General features: G+C 58.4%; 9 protein-coding genes. 6 read left to right on the top strand and 3 right to left on the bottom strand.

Annotation, left to right across the window (positions count from 1 at the left end; all coding sequences use genetic code 11):
- Positions 1-26: 26 nt before the first annotated feature.
- The 6 genes from HMPREF2842_RS00345 to HMPREF2842_RS00320 all read left to right on the top strand — a co-directional run bounded on the left by HMPREF2842_RS00345 (position 27) and on the right by HMPREF2842_RS00320 (position 9744).
- Entirely contained in the window at positions 27-1190 is a 1164-nt protein-coding gene (locus tag HMPREF2842_RS00345) for a heme/hemin ABC transporter substrate-binding protein (protein WP_049338235.1), read from the top strand.
- Positions 1190-2269, top strand: coding sequence for a FecCD family ABC transporter permease (locus HMPREF2842_RS00340; RefSeq protein WP_070634299.1), 1080 nt, complete (start codon positions 1190-1192; stop codon positions 2267-2269). Before HMPREF2842_RS00345 ends, HMPREF2842_RS00340 begins: the two co-directional genes overlap by 1 nt.
- Positions 2266-3036 (top strand): heme ABC transporter ATP-binding protein, encoded by a 771-nt coding sequence (locus HMPREF2842_RS00335; RefSeq protein ID WP_012904204.1) that lies wholly within the window; start codon positions 2266-2268, stop codon positions 3034-3036. The genes HMPREF2842_RS00340 and HMPREF2842_RS00335 overlap by 4 nt, the downstream gene beginning before the upstream one ends.
- Positions 3037-3294: 258 nt before the next feature.
- Positions 3295-5853: an HAD-IC family P-type ATPase gene (locus HMPREF2842_RS00330; protein WP_070641804.1), complete on the top strand. Its 2559-nt coding sequence runs from the start codon at positions 3295-3297 to the stop codon at positions 5851-5853.
- A gap of 609 nt (positions 5854-6462) precedes the next feature.
- On the top strand, positions 6463-8535 hold the full coding sequence (locus HMPREF2842_RS00325) for a glucose PTS transporter subunit IIA (protein ID WP_070629216.1): 2073 nt from the start codon (positions 6463-6465) through the stop codon (positions 8533-8535).
- A 180-nt stretch (positions 8536-8715) separates the two neighbouring features.
- Positions 8716-9744, top strand: a complete 1029-nt coding sequence (locus HMPREF2842_RS00320) for a dihydrodipicolinate synthase (protein WP_246823121.1) — start codon at positions 8716-8718, stop codon at positions 9742-9744.
- A 168-nt stretch (positions 9745-9912) separates the two neighbouring features.
- Here HMPREF2842_RS00320 and HMPREF2842_RS00315 read toward each other — a convergent pair whose 3' ends face one another.
- From HMPREF2842_RS00315 to HMPREF2842_RS00305, 3 genes are all read right to left on the bottom strand, one after another.
- Positions 9913-11616 carry an ABC transporter family substrate-binding protein gene (locus HMPREF2842_RS00315; protein WP_005507209.1) on the bottom strand — a complete coding sequence of 568 codons (1704 nt, stop codon included), beginning with the start codon at positions 11614-11616 and terminating at the stop codon, positions 9913-9915.
- A gap of 249 nt (positions 11617-11865) precedes the next feature.
- On the bottom strand, positions 11866-13572 hold the full coding sequence (locus HMPREF2842_RS00310; protein WP_049346618.1) for an ABC transporter family substrate-binding protein: 1707 nt from the start codon (positions 13570-13572) through the stop codon (positions 11866-11868).
- Positions 13573-13902: 330 nt separating this feature from the next.
- Positions 13903-15612, bottom strand: a complete 1710-nt coding sequence (locus HMPREF2842_RS00305; RefSeq protein WP_049354462.1) for an ABC transporter family substrate-binding protein — start codon at positions 15610-15612, stop codon at positions 13903-13905.
- Between the last annotated feature and the right edge of the window lie 314 nt (positions 15613-15926).

Genomic DNA, 15926 nt, shown 5'->3' with positions numbered 1-15926 from the left:
AGCTTCCCTTTTTCTGTGAGACGACGATGTTTTCTTCCCTTTCTTCTTCTGCCCTGAACCGCCGCGATGCAGTGAAGTATGCGGCGTTCTCCATCACTTCCGCTTTTCTGCTGAGCTCTTGCGGTGTGGGTACTCAGAACCCGGCCGCTTCTTCAAGTGCTTCGCAGGCTGTGGTGGATGAGCAGAGCACTCGCACCGTTTTGGAGAACCTTGCCGATCAGTTGCGTTCTTCTATTGCCCCTGATCAGAAGGCTCTGCGCGGCCCCAATAGCGCCGCAGATACCCCCGAAATTCAGCCGATGGTCGATACCCCCACCCCGGCTTTCCCCGTGACGTTCAAGGATTTCAACGGCACCGAGGTAACCGTTAAGTCCGCTGACCGTGTGCTGGCGCTGGACCTGTACGGCACTCTGGCTCAGCAGATGATTGCGCTGGGTCTGGGCGGTCGTCTGGTTGGCCGTGTCACCTCCTCGACGGAGCAGTCTCTGGCTCATCTGCCGCTGGTGACCCAGAACGGTCACGACCTGAACGCTGAGGCGATTCTGGCGACCTCCCCGGACCTGGTGCTGTGGGATAAGAGCAACGGCCCGATTGAGATTGTGGATCAGCTGCGCGCAGCGGGCGTGACCGTGGTGGTCTTCGATCATGAGCGTCGTATGGATAAGATCATTCCGCAGCTCAAGGCTGTTGCGCAGGCGCTGGGTGTCCCGGAGGCGGGCGAGCAGGTTGCTGCCCGCGTGCAGAAGGACCTGGATTATGCCCTGCAGGTGCTCAAGGACGTCGCCCCGAAGGGTGCACAGCAGGTGTCGTTCGCGTTCTTGTACGTGCGCGGCACCGCTGGCGTGTTCTTCGTGCTCGGCAAGGGTTCGGGCGCTGACGATTTGATTCAGGCTATTGGCGGCAAGGATGTGGCGTCTGAGCAGAACGCGACGAATATTATTCCGGCGACCAGTGAAGCGCTGGTGAAGCTGAACCCGGACGTCATTCTGACCATGAGCGGCGGCATTAAGTCCACCGGCGGTTTGGATGGTTTCTTGGCTCGCCCGGGTGTGGGTGAGACGACTGCCGGTAAGAATAAGCGCATTATTGATATGGGTGACGGCCAGATTCTGTCCTATGGCCCGAATACTCCTGCAGTGTTGCTCTCGCTCGCTAAGGCTGCGTACTCCACTCCTGCGGGGGGCCAGTAGTGGCTGCCGTGAAGAGTGCGGCGGGTGCGCGGGATTATCGTGCTTCACGTCGGCGTCGTGCCGGTCTGACGTTTACGTTTTTGGCGGTGGCACTGTGCGCTGTGATGGTGCTGTCTGCGGGTTTGGGTCAGTACAATATCCCGACTGATCAGGTGGTTGCTTCTGTGGGCCGCCGCCTGGGTCTTGCGCCGGAGAACCCGGCGATGCAGCTGGCGGATAGCACTCTGTGGAATATCCGTTTCCCGCGTGTGCTGTTGGGTGTGCTGGTGGGTGCCGCTTTGGGTACTTCCGGTGCGGTGATGCAGTCGGTGTTTGGTAACCCGTTGGCTGAGCCGGGCGTGATTGGTGTTTCCTCGGGTGCGGCGGTTGGCGCGTGTTTGTCGATTGTGTTGAACCTGCAGTTCTTCGGTATTTTCACGACTCCTGCATTCGCGTTTGTGGGTGCGTTGGCGGCTACTGCACTGGTGTATTTCCTGTCGCGTTCTTCGGGTCGTGCGAAGGTCCTGTCGATGATTTTGACGGGTATTGCGGTGACCGCGGTGGCGAATGCGATTATTGCGTTCCTCATGTTTATTGCTGATACGACGAGCCGCGATCAGATTGTGTTCTGGCAGATGGGTTCGCTGAACGGTTCCACGTGGAAGGCAGTGGCGAGCGTGTGGCCGGTTATTCTGATCGGCTTGGTGGCGTGTTTTGTGATGGCGTCTTCGCTGGATGTTCTGGCGTTGGGTGAGCGTGCGGCGCAGCATTCGGGCGTGAACGTGGAGCGTCTGCGTGCGGTGTCTATTGCGGCGACGGCTTTGTTGACGGGTGCTGCGGTGGCGTATGCGGGCATTATTGCGTTTATTGGTCTGATTATTCCTCACCTGTTGCGCATGATTTTGGGTCCGTCGAATCGTGTGTTGTTGCCGGCTTCGGCATTGGGTGGCGCGCTGTTGATTGCGCTGTCTGATTTGGGTGCGCGTACGCTGGTGCCTTTTGCTGATTTGCCGATTGGTATTTTTACGGCTTTGGTGGGCGGCCCGACGTTCTTCGTGTTGTTGCGTCGTTCCCTGGGTCAGGGCGGAGGTGCTTCGTGAGTGAGTTGTTGAGCCTGTCCGGTGTGTGTTTTAACGCTGGTGGGCGTCAGATTTTGAATGATGTGTCTCTGTCTGTTGCTGCGGGCGAGGTTGTGTCGCTGATTGGTCCTAATGGTGCCGGTAAGTCGACTCTGTTGGGTGTGATTGCTGGTGATATTGCGCCCAGTGGCGGTGAGATTCTGTTGGATGGCACCCCTCTGGGTTCGATTCCTGCCCGTCAGATGGCGCGTCAGCGTGCGATGCTGTTGCAGAAGTTGAATGTGGCGTTTTCGTACACGGTGCATGAGGTGGTTCAGATGGGCCGCACCCCGTGGAAGGGTACGGAGCGCGCTGAAGAGGATGACGCCGTGGTTGCTTCGATGATGGAGCGTACGTCGGTGACTCACTTGTCGGATCGCGATATTACGACTCTGTCCGGTGGTGAGAGTGGTCGTGCGCATTTGGCGCGTGTGTTTGCTCAGCAGACTCCGCTGATTCTTTTGGATGAGCCGACTGCGGCGTTGGATATTACGCATCAGGAGCAGACGTTGCGGGTGAGCCGTGAGTTGGCTGCTGAGGGTGCTGCGGTGTTGACGGTGCTTCATGACTTGGATGTGGCGGCTGCGTATTCTGACCGTATGGTGTTGTTGCGTGGCGGTGAGGTGGTTGCTTCGGGCGCCCCTGAGCAGGTGTGTTCGGCGGAGTTGTTGTCTGAGGTGTATCAGCATCCGATTGAGGTGTTGAGGCATCCGGTGACGAATCGTTTGTTGATTCTGCCAGAACGCTGAGTCTGCTGGCGCGTTGAGTCTGCTGGCGCGCTGATTTTACGGGGCGTTAGCGAACCATCCCGCAAACACTTTCCACCTCAAAATATGCCAGTATTCGCATATATTAAATCTCCGTTCTGGAATGGCTGTAAATATCAGTTCATTACAGGGCGGAGATTATCTTTATCCCCTTCTGCACAGATACACTGAAAGGTAGTGTCCGCAATACTGAACTCTATTCAGTTCAGCATTCCATCCATTCGAGAAAGAGACCCCCGCATGGATCCTCAGCAGAAAACGGCAGCGCCTGCCGTTGCCGGCTACATTCCCGAATATTCTGAAACACCGCATAGCGGCTCCTTTGATATCGCCCAGCACGGCCTCACCAGCGATGACGTTGCACGCCTGACGGCTGAGGGTAAGGTCAATACCCAGAACACGAAGTCTTCTCGCACGCTGTGGAGCATTATGCGTGCGCACCTGTTCACGGTCTTCAACTTTGTGTTGGGCGCCTGTGGTGCCGTGGTGATTATGTACCAGCGTTGGGCGGATCTCCTCTTCCTGGCGGCTGTTATCGCTAACGTGGTCATCGGTTTCGTGCAGGAGTACAAGGCGAAGCTTGAGCTGGACCGCATCTCCCTGCTGGACCGCTCCCCCGCAACCGCTGTGCGCGATGGCAAGACCGTCGAGGTTCCCATGGAGCAGCTGGTGGAGGGCGACGTGGTGGTCCTCAAGCGCGGCGATCAGGTGCCCGCCGATGCCGTGGTGCTCACCTCCGATTCGCTGGAGCTGGACGAATCCCTGCTGACCGGCGAGAACGACCCGATTGCTAAGCGCCCGGGCGACATGGTGCTCTCGGCCTCGAGCGTACTCGGTGGTACCGGTCGCGTGTTGCTCTCTCACGTGGGTGCGAACTCGCGAGCCAGCAAGATTTCCGACGAGGCGCGCCAGTTCTCGCGTATCCAGTCTGAGTTGCGCGATGCCCTGAACCTCGTGGTCCGCTGGATTACGATTGGTCTGGCCGTCATTATTCCGGTGGTGCTGTGGGGTCAGATTCGCGCCGCCGGTGGCCTGGAGGCCGTGGAGCAGAACCACATGTGGGAGCAGGTGTCTATCGCCGTGGTCTCTTCGGTGGCTTCGATGATTCCGCAGGGCCTGGCGCTGATGACCACCCTGGCCTTCGCCGCGGCAGCCGTGGCTCTGGGCCGCAAGCACAATATCCTGGTGCAGGAGCAGCCTGCGGTTGAGGTTCTGGCTCGTGTGGATGTGGTCTGCTTCGATAAGACCGGTACTCTCACCGAGGGTGGCGTGATTTTTGATTCGGTGCGTCCCCTGACCACCGAGGCGGTGGCTGAGGGCCCCGACGTCGACTCTGCCGAAAACACCTCCTGGCGTGCCTCCCTGCCGACCGGCTGGAACGAGGCGCTGTCGTGGTTCGGCCACGATGAGAACGCGAATCCGACCGCCGCAGCGCTGACCGGCGGCTTCCCGCAGGCTTCCTCGGCTACCGTCAGCGGCATCGTGCCGTTCTCGTCGGCGCTGCGTTTTAGCGCGATTGAGTTCAAGGATTCGGGTGCGTGGCTTCTGGGCGCCCCGGAGGCGCTGCTCGCCAAGGGCACCGCCGAGCGCGAGCGCGCCGCCGAGCTAGCGGCTCTGGGTCTGCGCACGATGGTGCTGGCCCATGCCGCGGCCGTGGTGCGTAACGAGAAGGGTGAGCCCGTCCAGAAGATTCCGGCGGACGCTACCCCGGTTCTGTTCGTGATTTTCCGCGAGAACGTGCGCGCGGACGCCCCGGAGATTGTGGAGTACTTCCACCGTCAGGGTGTGACGCTGAAGGTCTTCTCGGGTGATAACCCGTTCACGGTTGCCGCCGCCGCAAAGACTGCGGGTATGGACACCTCCGCCGGCGCGGTTGATGCCTCTACCCTGCCCGAGGACGGCCCGGAGCTTGCCGAGGCTGCCGCGACCCACAATATTTTCGGTCGTGTCTCGCCCGAGCAGAAGAAGAACATGGTCATTGCGCTGAAGGAGCGCGGCCACGTGGTGGCGATGACCGGTGACGGCATCAACGACGCGCTGGCGCTCAAGCACGCAAGCTTGGGTATCGCGATGGGTAACGCTGCCCCGGCAACGAAGGCTGTTTCTCGCCTGGTTCTTCTGGACGGTAAGTTCTCGTCCCTGCCGGCTGCGTTGGAGCAGGGCCGTCAGGTCATTACGAACATTGAGATGGTGGCAAACCTGTTCTTGACGAAGACTGGTTTCGCGATTCTTCTGGGTGTTCTGTTCAGTATTTTCGGTTTGACCTTCCCGTTCTTGCCGCGTCAGTACTCGACTGCTGACTTCTTGATTGTGGGTGCGTCGTCCTTCGCGTTGACTCTGTTGCCGAATTCGCGCCGTTACGTGCCGGGCTTCTTGCGTCGCGTGCTGAATTACACGGTTCCGAACTCGATTATTGTGGTTGCGATGCTGTTGGCGGTGACGTTCACGGCTCGTGGCATGGGTGTTGAGGATATCCGTCAGATTCAGACGGCTTCGTTCATTACCCTGGTGATGATGGGTCTGTGGAACTTGGCTGCGGTGGCTCGTCCGTTCAACCGTGCTCGTGTTCTGCTGTTTGGTGCGTTGCTGGCGGTGTTCTTCGCGGCGTTGTTCGTGCCGATTCTGGTGGAGTACCACCAGTTCGTTACTGTGCTTCCGCATCTGCTGTGGACGGCTCTGGGTGCCGGTGTTCTGGGTGCCGCGCTGATTGAGGTGAATGCGCATCGTAACCGCCGTTGGCAGAAGCGTAATTACCCTGAGCTGGAGGTTGCTCCGCTGAATTTCTTCCCGGCTAAGTAGTTAGTCGGAAAGGTAGCTGCTTCGGTAGCGTGTGGGCCCCGTATCCTGTGGATGCGGGGCCCTTCCACGTCTTCATGAGCGCCGTCTTCGAAAGCACCCGGTCCGGGGCGTATCTGGGCGTACCGGAGGGCTCTGGGACCCTGCCTAGGCTTTGCGCCTGAGCCCTGCTGGAATCCAGCCGGGAGGCGCCCTGCAATCAGTGTCGAGAGCGTGTCTCAGCTATTCTCAGCTATCACTTGGGTGAAACATTTAACAGCTTCTGATAGCTTTTGCCTCTCACCTTGCTCTTAACCTGGGAAAACCCTTAGAGTTACAGGGAACTATTTGAGAAGGGAAACCTTCTTCAGGGTTGTTACTGGTTTGGCAGGCAAGACCTGAGTTACTCAACACCGTATGGGACGGCAGCATATATCTGCCGAGAATCCCCTCTATTTGCTGTACCGAAGCTCCATAGTGGGCACGAGTGTAGTGCTTCCGGTGGTCGAGAGACTCGGGTCTTTTGTGTTTTCTGGACGTGTTTTCCGGGGCTTTTCGGCTACCGCAGCGTCAGGTAGGCACAGCCTCCGGCAACAACCGCATAGACATTGACCGCATATCTAAGGAAGTATCGTGAATAACCGCGAACTTGGCGAGAAGATTCTTGACGGCCTGGGTGGCCCCGAGAACATCGCGCACATTACTCACTGTGCAACCCGCCTTCGTGTCACTCCTGTGTCTAACGATGCAGTGCAGAACAAGAAGATTGAGGGCCTGCCCGGCGTTCTCTCTGTGATTGAGCAGTCCGGCCAGACTCAGGTTGTTCTGGGCGATCGCGTTGAGGCTGTGTACAACGAAATCAACGCTCTGCCTTCTATGTCCGGCCACGCTGAGGGTGACACCAAGGTTGAGGCTGAGGGCAAGAAGTCCGGCTGGCTTACCAACGTCTTCGACGTTCTGTCTGACTCCTTCCGTCCTCTGCTGTGGGCACTTCTGGGTACCTCGATGATTCTGACCCTGATTGTGTTCCTGCAGCAGTTGGGTTTCTTCGGCCAGTACACTGACTTGACCGGTCAGAGCGTGAACATCGACATCATTAACGGTGCTCGTGTGGCTGACCCGGAGGCTGCTAAGGCTCTGAACACCCAGTGGATGCAGCAGTTCGCTTTCTGGTACATCCTGAAGGCTGCTTCGCTGTCGGTTCTGAACTTCATGCCCATCATGCTGGGTGCTACCGCTGCTAAGCGTCTGGGCGCGAACATGTGGGTTGGTGCGGCTATCCCCGCTGCACTGATGACCGGTACCTTCACCGATCTGACTGCTCTGGCTGACAAGACCACTAAGATTCTGAACGTTCCGTTCTTTGGTCTGGATCTGCCGCTGTACGCATTCAGCTACACCGGTCAGGTCTTCCCCCCGCTGCTGGCTGTTGCTCTGCTGGCTCCGTTTGAGCGCTTCCTGAAGAAGGTTATTCCTTCGATGCTGCAGATGGTGTTTGTACCGATGATTTCGGTCATCGTTCTGGTTCCGGTGACCGCGTTCCTGGTTGGCCCCATCGGTATCGGTGTTGCTATGGGTATCTCTGACTTCCTGAAGATGGTTAACGACCAGGCTCCGGCTCTGGTTGGTGCTCTGATTGCTGGCCTGTACCTGTTCATGGTTCCGCTGGGTCTGCACTGGCCGCTGAACGCTGTCATGATTAACAACCTGCAGACCATGGGTACTGACTTCATTCAGTCCCCGATGGGTGCATACAACTTCGCTGTGTTCGGTGTTGTGACAGGTGTGGCTATTAAGGCTAAGCACGACCGCGAGCTGCGCCAGACCGCTGTTGGTGCGTCGATGTCCGGTCTGCTCGGTGGTATTTCTGAGCCGTCCCTGTACGGTGTTGTGCTCCGTTACAAGCGCGTGATTCCGATTATTCTGGTTCCCGCTGTTATTGGTGGTGCTACCATTTCCTTCCTGGGCGTTAAGTCCTACGCGTTCGCGTTCACTTCGCTGCTGTCGATTCCGGCTATGCAGCCCTCGTACCTGTACGTGATTGGTCTGGCTATTGCGTTCTTCGGCGCTATGACCGGTGTTCTGCTGTTCGGTTACGAGTCGAAGGCTGACGCTGTAAGGCACGCTGCGGAGCGTAAGGCTGAGGATGCTGAGGCCGCTCCCAAGGCTGAGGCTGTTGCTGCTAAGGCTGCTCCGGCTGCTGCCGCTACTGCGACCGCCGCTGCTGCACCCGCTGCTTCCGCCGGTGAGGTCATTGAGCTGCACGCTCCCATTGAGGGTACTGCTGTTGCTCTGTCTGATGTTCCGGACCCGATTTTCGCTGCTGGCAAGCTGGGCGAGGGTGTGGCTATTGAGCCGACCGGTACCACTGTTGTTGCTCCCGCAGCCGGTAAGGTTGCTGCAACCTACCCCTCGGGCCACGCTGTGGGTCTGAAGCTGGAGAACGGTATTGAGCTGCTGATTCACGTTGGTCTGGATACCGTGAACCTGGACGGTAAGGGCTTCAGCGTGAAGGTTGCTAAGGGCGATGTTGTTGCTGCTGGCGACGCTCTGATTGAGTTCGATCCTGAGGTTATCAAGGAGGCGGGTTACCCGCTGATTACCCCGGTTATCGTAACCAACACCCGCAAGTTTGCTGAGGTAAAGGGTCTGCCGGGCGTTGCTCACCAGAACCTGAGCACTGTCCTGAAGGTGACCACCAAGTAGTTTGCTTTCTAGGCTCTAAGGGGCCCCACCGTTACGGTGGGGCCCCTTTCCTTATGCCTGTTCTCTTATGTACTGATTCTTTAGGCAGGTTTTGCTTGGGCGTATGCACTAGCCGGGGGGGTATTTCTGCTAATGTAAGAATAAGCTCAACAAGGAAGTTCTCAAGTGATAGGGAGTACGATGATGTCTTCTGATACTAGGACATGGGATACCGGAGTGTGGGAAGAGCAGCAAAAAGAGCTACGCGCTCTTTCTCCTGTTCGGCGGCTGATGCGCCGGCTCAATCTTGAGGCGCTCGTCTATGAGTCCGCGCCGTTTCCGGTTCTGTTGCGTAAGCTCTCCGCGCTGATTCCAGCGTGCCTTCTGTGGTGGGTTATCTACGAGCCGCACCGGCTTGCTTCCTCCACCAGCCTCCCCGAGGGTACTCACGCTATTACGCTGCTCCCCGGAGCCTGGGGCGACCCCGCTACGGGGGCTTATGGAGGTCTTCCTGAGCTGCCGGGGGTCCTCGTGCGCTGGGTACTGTGCATCGCGGCAATGGTGGCTGTCGTTCATCTCTGCGGCGTCAAGGCGAAGGGTCAGAGCTTCACTATTCCTCACGATGCGCGTTCACGGTTGATTGCGCTGATGCAGGCTCTGGGCATTTTCGGTGCTTTTGCACTGGTCGTCTGGATCGAGTACATGATGACTCCGCTGACCCTCATGTTTGAAACCGTGTACGCGGGCCCGACCGCCGTCTATAGCGGCGACGGCATGATTCCCCTGCACCTGTTCCTGTCCTCGTCGTTGAGCGCTATTTTCTTGGGCTATTTTTGCGTGAACATTCTTGCCTCGCTGAATATCCCCGGGTACCTGGGCATCCCCGCAATTATTTACGTGGGTGCACTCCCTTGGGCTCAGGCGGAGCGGCACCAGTTCACGTTGGCGCTGGCGTGGGTCATTGCGGTGGCGCTGGTGAGTTGGCTCGTGCGCGGCATGTGGGGCACTCTGCTCGCCTGCGTGGGCTATTCTCTCTGGATTGTGCTGGTGGCAACCAGCGGTGATCCGTTTGATCTGTCCGCTAATATGAGCCGTGTGCTCGTGATTTTGGGTTTCCCGCTGGCTTTCATCGTTGCTGGAGGCGGCATTTACCGTATCTTCTATCTGCGGCAGAACCCGAAGATGTTGAGGTACCTGCAGGAGCGCGCCCTGTACCTGGGCGAGTGGTAGCAGCCAGTTAGAGTGGCGCTCCCCTAGTTTTTGTAATTACATATCCCGCTAATGTATCCAGCTAAAGGACGCAGAACAAGCGGGACAGAAAAATCCCGGGCACTCTCTCGTGAGAGTACCCGGGATTTCGAGTCCTACAGGACGGCTAGAGCGTTACCGTAAGCGGTACTACTCCTGCCAGCCAACGTTGACCCAGTAGTCAGCGCTGGTGTAGCTCTGCTTGAACAGGGACGGACCGTAGTTCGCGACCTTAGCCTTGACAGCGGCGTACATCGGGCCGTTTGCGTAGGGCAGGTACACTGCGACCTTCTCGTAGTAGAGCTTCTCCGCCTCGTTAGCGATCTTGATGCGCTCGTCTTCCTTCTCGGTGTTCTGCAGCTTCTCGATGAGCTTATCAACTTCGGGGTCACCGACTCCGAACACCTCGGTGGTGAAGAAGTAGGGTGCCGAGGAAGCCAGGTCGGGCAGAACGCCCCAACCGGTGAAGATTGCTTCGTAGCTCTTCTGGCCGAGCACGGAGTTGGAGTTCGACTGCGGCTGGTTGTCAGCGCTCAGGCGGATACCTGCGGACTTCAGCTGCTGCTCCAGAATCTGGTAGACCGCCTGGTAGACCGCCTCGGAACCGAAAGAGGTCAGAGCGAAGCCAGCAACCTTGCCGTTCTTAGCGTAGTAGTCGCCGGACTTGGAGTAGCCTGCGGCCTCCAGAATCTTGCCAGCTGCCTGTGCACCGGTGTCACCAGCGTAGTTGTTCTGGTAGCCCTTCTGGAACGGCATTGCGATGATGGAGCCGGGCAGCGGCTCGGTCCAGCCGAGCTGCGAGAAGTATGCCTTAGCAATCTGCTCGCGGTCCACAGAAGCGAGGATTGCGCGGCGCAGTGCCAGGTCCTCGATGCGCTTGGGGTTCAGCTGAATGATGTTGACGTTGGTGTTCTGGCTCTGGCGAATCTCGGTGCCTGCCTGGCCCTTCACAGCGTTGTAGCTGGTTGCGCCAACGAAGGTGAAGGCGTCCAGTTCGCCGTTCTTGAAGCTTGCACGGATTGCTTCGGAGTCCATCTGACGCCAGATGATGCGGTCCAGCACCGGCTTCTCGCCCCACCACTTGTCGTTCTTGACCAGGGTGAGCACCTTCTGGGAGGAGTTCCACTCGCCAACCTTGAAGGGACCTGCCCAGTACTGGTCGAGGGGCTTGTCAACGAAGCCTTCGTTGAAGAGGTTGACGTCTTCCAGGGCGGGGTGGATTGCGAAGGCGCACAGACCCTCGGAGGGGTAGTACGGAGCCTTCATGGTGACCTTGACGTGGAAGTTGTCGCCGTCCACAGCCTCGATGCTCTCAACCTGCTGCCACATGGTGTTGTCGGTGATGTGGTAGGGGTTGTCGGTGGTTGCGCGGTAGACCTTCCACACGGCGCGAACAGCGTTCACGTCCATGGGGGTGCCGTCGTTGAAGGCAGCCTTGGGGTTGATCTTGAAGGTCGCGGTCTGCACGCCGTCGACGGTCTCGGTCTTGTGCTCGGTGCAGAACTCGGGGTTGAGGGTACCTTCGCCTTCGGGGCTCATGGTGTAGAAGCCCATCACGGCGGGAATGTTGCAGGGTGCCAGAGCGTCCAGGTTGCTGGAGGTGTAGCCGCTCTGGGTCTGCAGGTTGAAGTTGGGGCCCAGGGCGGTAGCCGCGAGGGTCAGGGTGCCACCCTGCTTGAGGGAGGAACGGTCCTGCTTGTTGACCTGAAGGTTCTTCAGAATATCTTCAGCGTTGTTAGCGGCGCTACCGCCAACCTTTTCCTTCGAGCTGCCGCAGGCAGCCAGTAGACCAACGGTGCCGAGGGCAACGGTGCCGGTCAGGAGGGTACGGCGAGAGACAGACATGCTCTTCATGGAATTTCTCCTAGAGTATTCGCAGTGTTGTGGAGGCGGTACGCGAACGGTGCGTAACCCACACTCCAACCCGGCGGGAGGACAGTCTCTGCCGGGGTTGCGGGCAGAATGCCCACATTTGTTTTAAGTATATCCGTGCGACTCTCTTAGGAACGGGAAAGCGGCGTGCTACAGAAGGTTTTAATCCTTTTGTAACACGCCGCTGTAGCGCTTTTACCCCTTATGGAGTGTGTGAGCGGTGCTCAACGCTTAGTTTTGCTTCTCCCAACCGACGTTGATCCATACGTTCGGGTTGTAGTAGGGCAGGCCGAAGAGCATGGGGCCGTAGTTCGCCAGGCCCTTACGGCACGCCTTGAAGTTCGGGCCGTTGTGGGTGGGCACGTAGATGGCGACCTCGTCCAGGTGGCGCTTCTCCAGCTCGTTCATGATCTTGAGCTGTTCCTTCGGGTCCTCGGTGGACATCATGGTTGCTGCCAGCGAGTCCAGATCCTTACCGTGACCGTTGTTGGTCTCGGAGATGTAGAAGTAGTTCGCCGCATCCACCGGGGAGGTGGTGATGCCGTAGCCACCGGTCTTAATCGCGAAGTTCTTCGAGGAGATGATGCTCGACATTTCAGAGGCACCGTGGTTCTCGATGGTCAGTTCAACGCCGATTTCCTTCATCTGCTGGACGAGGAACTGCGCGGTGGAGCTGACAACCGGGTCGCTACCGAAGGTGATGACCGGGTAGGAGACCTTAGCGCCGTCCTTGGTGTAGTAGTCACCGGACTTGGTGTAGCCTGCGTCCTCAAGGATCTTGGTAGCGACGTCCTTGCCGAGCTTGGTCGGGTAGTTGTCCTGGTAGCCTTCCTGCATGGGCAGCATGCACATGGAGCCGGGCAGGGTTTCCTTCCAGCCGAGCTTCTCGTAGCGCAGCTTCTGCAGCTGCTCACGGTTGAGGGCTGCAACGAATGCGCGGCGGACGGGCAGGGGCACCTTTTCGGGGTTGATTTCGTAGTTGCCCACGCTGAGAGCGCTACCCTTGCGAATGTCGGTGTTTGCCACGCCGGAGAGCTCGTTGTAGGAGCTGAGGGTGCTGGCGTCCACGTAGTCGATTTCGCCGTTCTTGTAAGCTGCCTGCTCTGCCTGGGAGCTCATTTCACGCCAGGTGATGCGCTCAAGAGCGGGCTTCTGGCCCCACCACTTCTCGTTGCGGACGACGGTGAGCACCTTGGAGGAGGAGTTCCACTCGCCGACCTTGAAGGGACCTGCCCAGTACTGGTCGAGGGGCTTGTCGTTCAGGCCGTCGTTGAAGAACTTGGGGTCGGCGAATGCCGGGTGCAGGAACGAGGTGAAGCTGCCTTCGATGGGGTACCAGGGCTTGGACATGGTGACCTTCACGTGGCGGGTATCGCCGTCCACAGCCTCGACGCTTGCGACCTGTTCCCAGATGGGCGAGGGGGTGATCTGGTAGTCCGAACCGGATGCCGCGGCGGTGTAGATGGTCTGGTAGCTCTTGACGGCGTTCACGTCGATGGGGGTACCGTCGTTGAAGGCTGCCTTGGGGTTGATCTTGAAGGTCACGGTCTGCACGCCGTCAACGGTTTGCGCCTTGTATTCGGTGACGTAGTCCTTGTTCATGTGCGACTCGCCGCGGAAGTCAGCGTAGAAGCCGCCGGTGAAGGCAGAGTTGATAGCCGCCTGAATATTCAGGTTACCGGCGGTGTAGCCGTTGGTGTTGAGGATGTTGAAGTTCGGGCCGATGCCATCAGCGCTCAGTCGCAGCTCGCCGCCGTCCTTGAGGGCGGAGCGATCCTTCTCGTTGTAGGAGACTGCCTTGGACAGGTCGTCACCGGCAGAGAGAGCGCTGGTTTCGTTCTTGGAGGAGTTGCCGCCGCAGGCTGCGAGCAGGCCGACGGTACCCAGGGCAACGGTGCCGGTGAGCAGGGTACGACGGTTGAGAGTGAAAGTGGTCATTAGTTTTCCTCGGTTAGGTGAGATGCTGAATTTTTGTACGCGGGGGAACACAACCCGCACATCTTTGTGACAGCACGCACATTTTGCATTGAGATTAGTATACACACATTTCCCACGCACTATGACCTAGTTCACCGTTTTAGGGAAAATATTTCAGCCAATCCCCGAAACCACCCCACCACAAACCCCCCATCAAAAACACAGAAAAGCCCCGCAGTACCCCGCCGCTGAGGCGGAATACCGCGGGACTTTGCCCTCCGGAGTCTTATGCCGGCGCCTCCGAAAATTCAGAAACTACCGAATAGGAATCCAGAAAATTAACATGTGGCTTTAGTTCTGCCAACCCACATTGACCCAGCGCTTGGGGTCGGTGTAGCTGGTTGCGAAGAGGGAAGGACCGTAGTTAGCCAGCTTCTCCTTCACAGCTGCGTAGCTGGGGCCGTTAGCGTAGGGGAAGTAAATAGCGACCTTCTCCATGTGCTGCTTCTCAGCCTCAGCAGCCATCTTCAACTGCTCCTCGTGGGATTCCTTCTCGTAAATGGACGCGATGAACTTATCCAGCTCGGGATCGCCCACACCTTCGTTGATTTCGCTGGTGTAGAAGTACTGAACACTGTCTGCGGGGTCAGCACCAATACCCCAGCCGGAGAAGGCGCAGTCGTACTGCTTAGAGCCCATCACGGAGTTGAACTGGGACTGCGGCTGGTTGTCCTGCTCGAGCTTAATACCTGCTGCCTTGAGCTGCTGCTCGAGGTTCTGGAACTGAGCCAGGGAGGTTGCATCCGAACCGAAGTAGGTGATGGAGAAGCCTGCAGTCTTACCGTCCTTGGCGTAGTAGTCGCCATTCTTGGAGTAGCCTGCTGCTTCCAGGATCTTTGCCGCAGCCTCGGCGCCGGGGTTGGTGGGCATAGCGTCCTGGTAGCCCTTCTGGAAGGGCATAGCAATCATGGAGCCGGTCAGAGGCTCTTCCCAGTTGATCTGGCCAAACTTGACCTTAGCCAGCTGGGAGCGGTCAACCGCGGCGAAGACTGCACGGCGCAGGGCGGTGTCGGTCACGCGGGTCGGGTTAAACTGCAGGTTGATCACGCCGACGCTCTGGCCGGAGCGAATCTGGACACCGGGCTGACCCTTGACAGCATTGTAGGTTGCCAGGCCAGCGAAGCCAATGCTGTCCAGCTCGCCATTCTTGAACGCTGCGCGCTCTGCTTCGTCGCCCATTTCACGCCAGATAATGCGGTCCAGCAGAGGCTTCTCGCCCCACCACTTGTCGTTGGGCACGAGGGTGAGGGTCTTAGCCGAAGAGTTCCACTCGCCAATCTTGAAGGGGCCGGACCAGTACTGATCCATGGGCTTGTTCACGAAGCCGTTGTTGAAGAGCTCCTTGTCGGTCAGTGCGGGGTGCAGACCGAGCAGGCCGAGGGTCTCGGCAGGGTACAGGGGCTTGGACATGACGATCTTGACGCGGGTCTTGTCGCCATCCACGGGGTCGATGGACGCTACCTGCTGCCAGAAGGGAGCGGCGATGACGTTGTAGCCGTCATCGGGGTTGCGATAGACGGTCCACGCGGCGCGGATTGCCTCAATGTCAACGGGGGTGCCGTCGTTGAAGACAGCCTTAGAGTTGAGCTTGAAGGTGATGGTCTGCACGCCGTCAACAGTCTCAGCCTTGTAGTCGCTGACGTAGTCGTCGTTGAGGCTGTAGTCGCCGGCAGGGCTTAGGGAGGTGAAGCCGATAGCGGAGGGGATGTTGCAGGCGCCACCGAATGCGGTGAGGTTCTCGGTGGTGTAGCCGCTCTGAGTCAGAATGTTGAAGTTCGGGCCGACTGCGGAGACGCTACCGCGGAACTCGCCACCCTGCTTGAGGGAGGAGCGGTCCTGCTTGTTGATTTCGAGGTTCTTGACGATTTCCTCGGTGCTTGATGCAGCCTTACCGCTGATCTTCTTGTCAGAGCCGCCGCCGCATGCAGCGAGCAGGCCAACGGTACCCAGGGCAACGGTGCCGGTCAGCAGGGTACGGCGATTAATACGTAGATGAGTCATGTATTCTCCTCATGCCGGAGGGCTCAGGTGCTATTCGATAAGCGCACCGTGTTGTGCGCCGATTTTGCGGGAGCGCCGAAGCTCCCGCCCATCACCTTTGTGAGAGCCCCCACATTGTTTGTGGTTGAAACACAGTATACCCCCAAAAGAAGCGACGCAGACCACAGTCCAATCCGTGGAAGAACTATACACCGTCTAAAAATCACGGGTTCAGCGCCTAAACCCGCATCATCACGCGGAAGCCGCGTGCGAAAACTAAAAAATGAAATATTATGTCGCATTGGCGCGCGAGCGCGTCACATCCGATGCTTTGA

This window comes from Rothia sp. HMSC069C10, assembly GCF_001812205.1.
Lineage (GTDB): Bacteria > Actinomycetota > Actinomycetes > Actinomycetales > Micrococcaceae > Rothia > Rothia mucilaginosa.
Note: the sequence above shows the minus strand (reverse complement) of the source record. Positions and strands in the feature narration are given on the sequence as shown.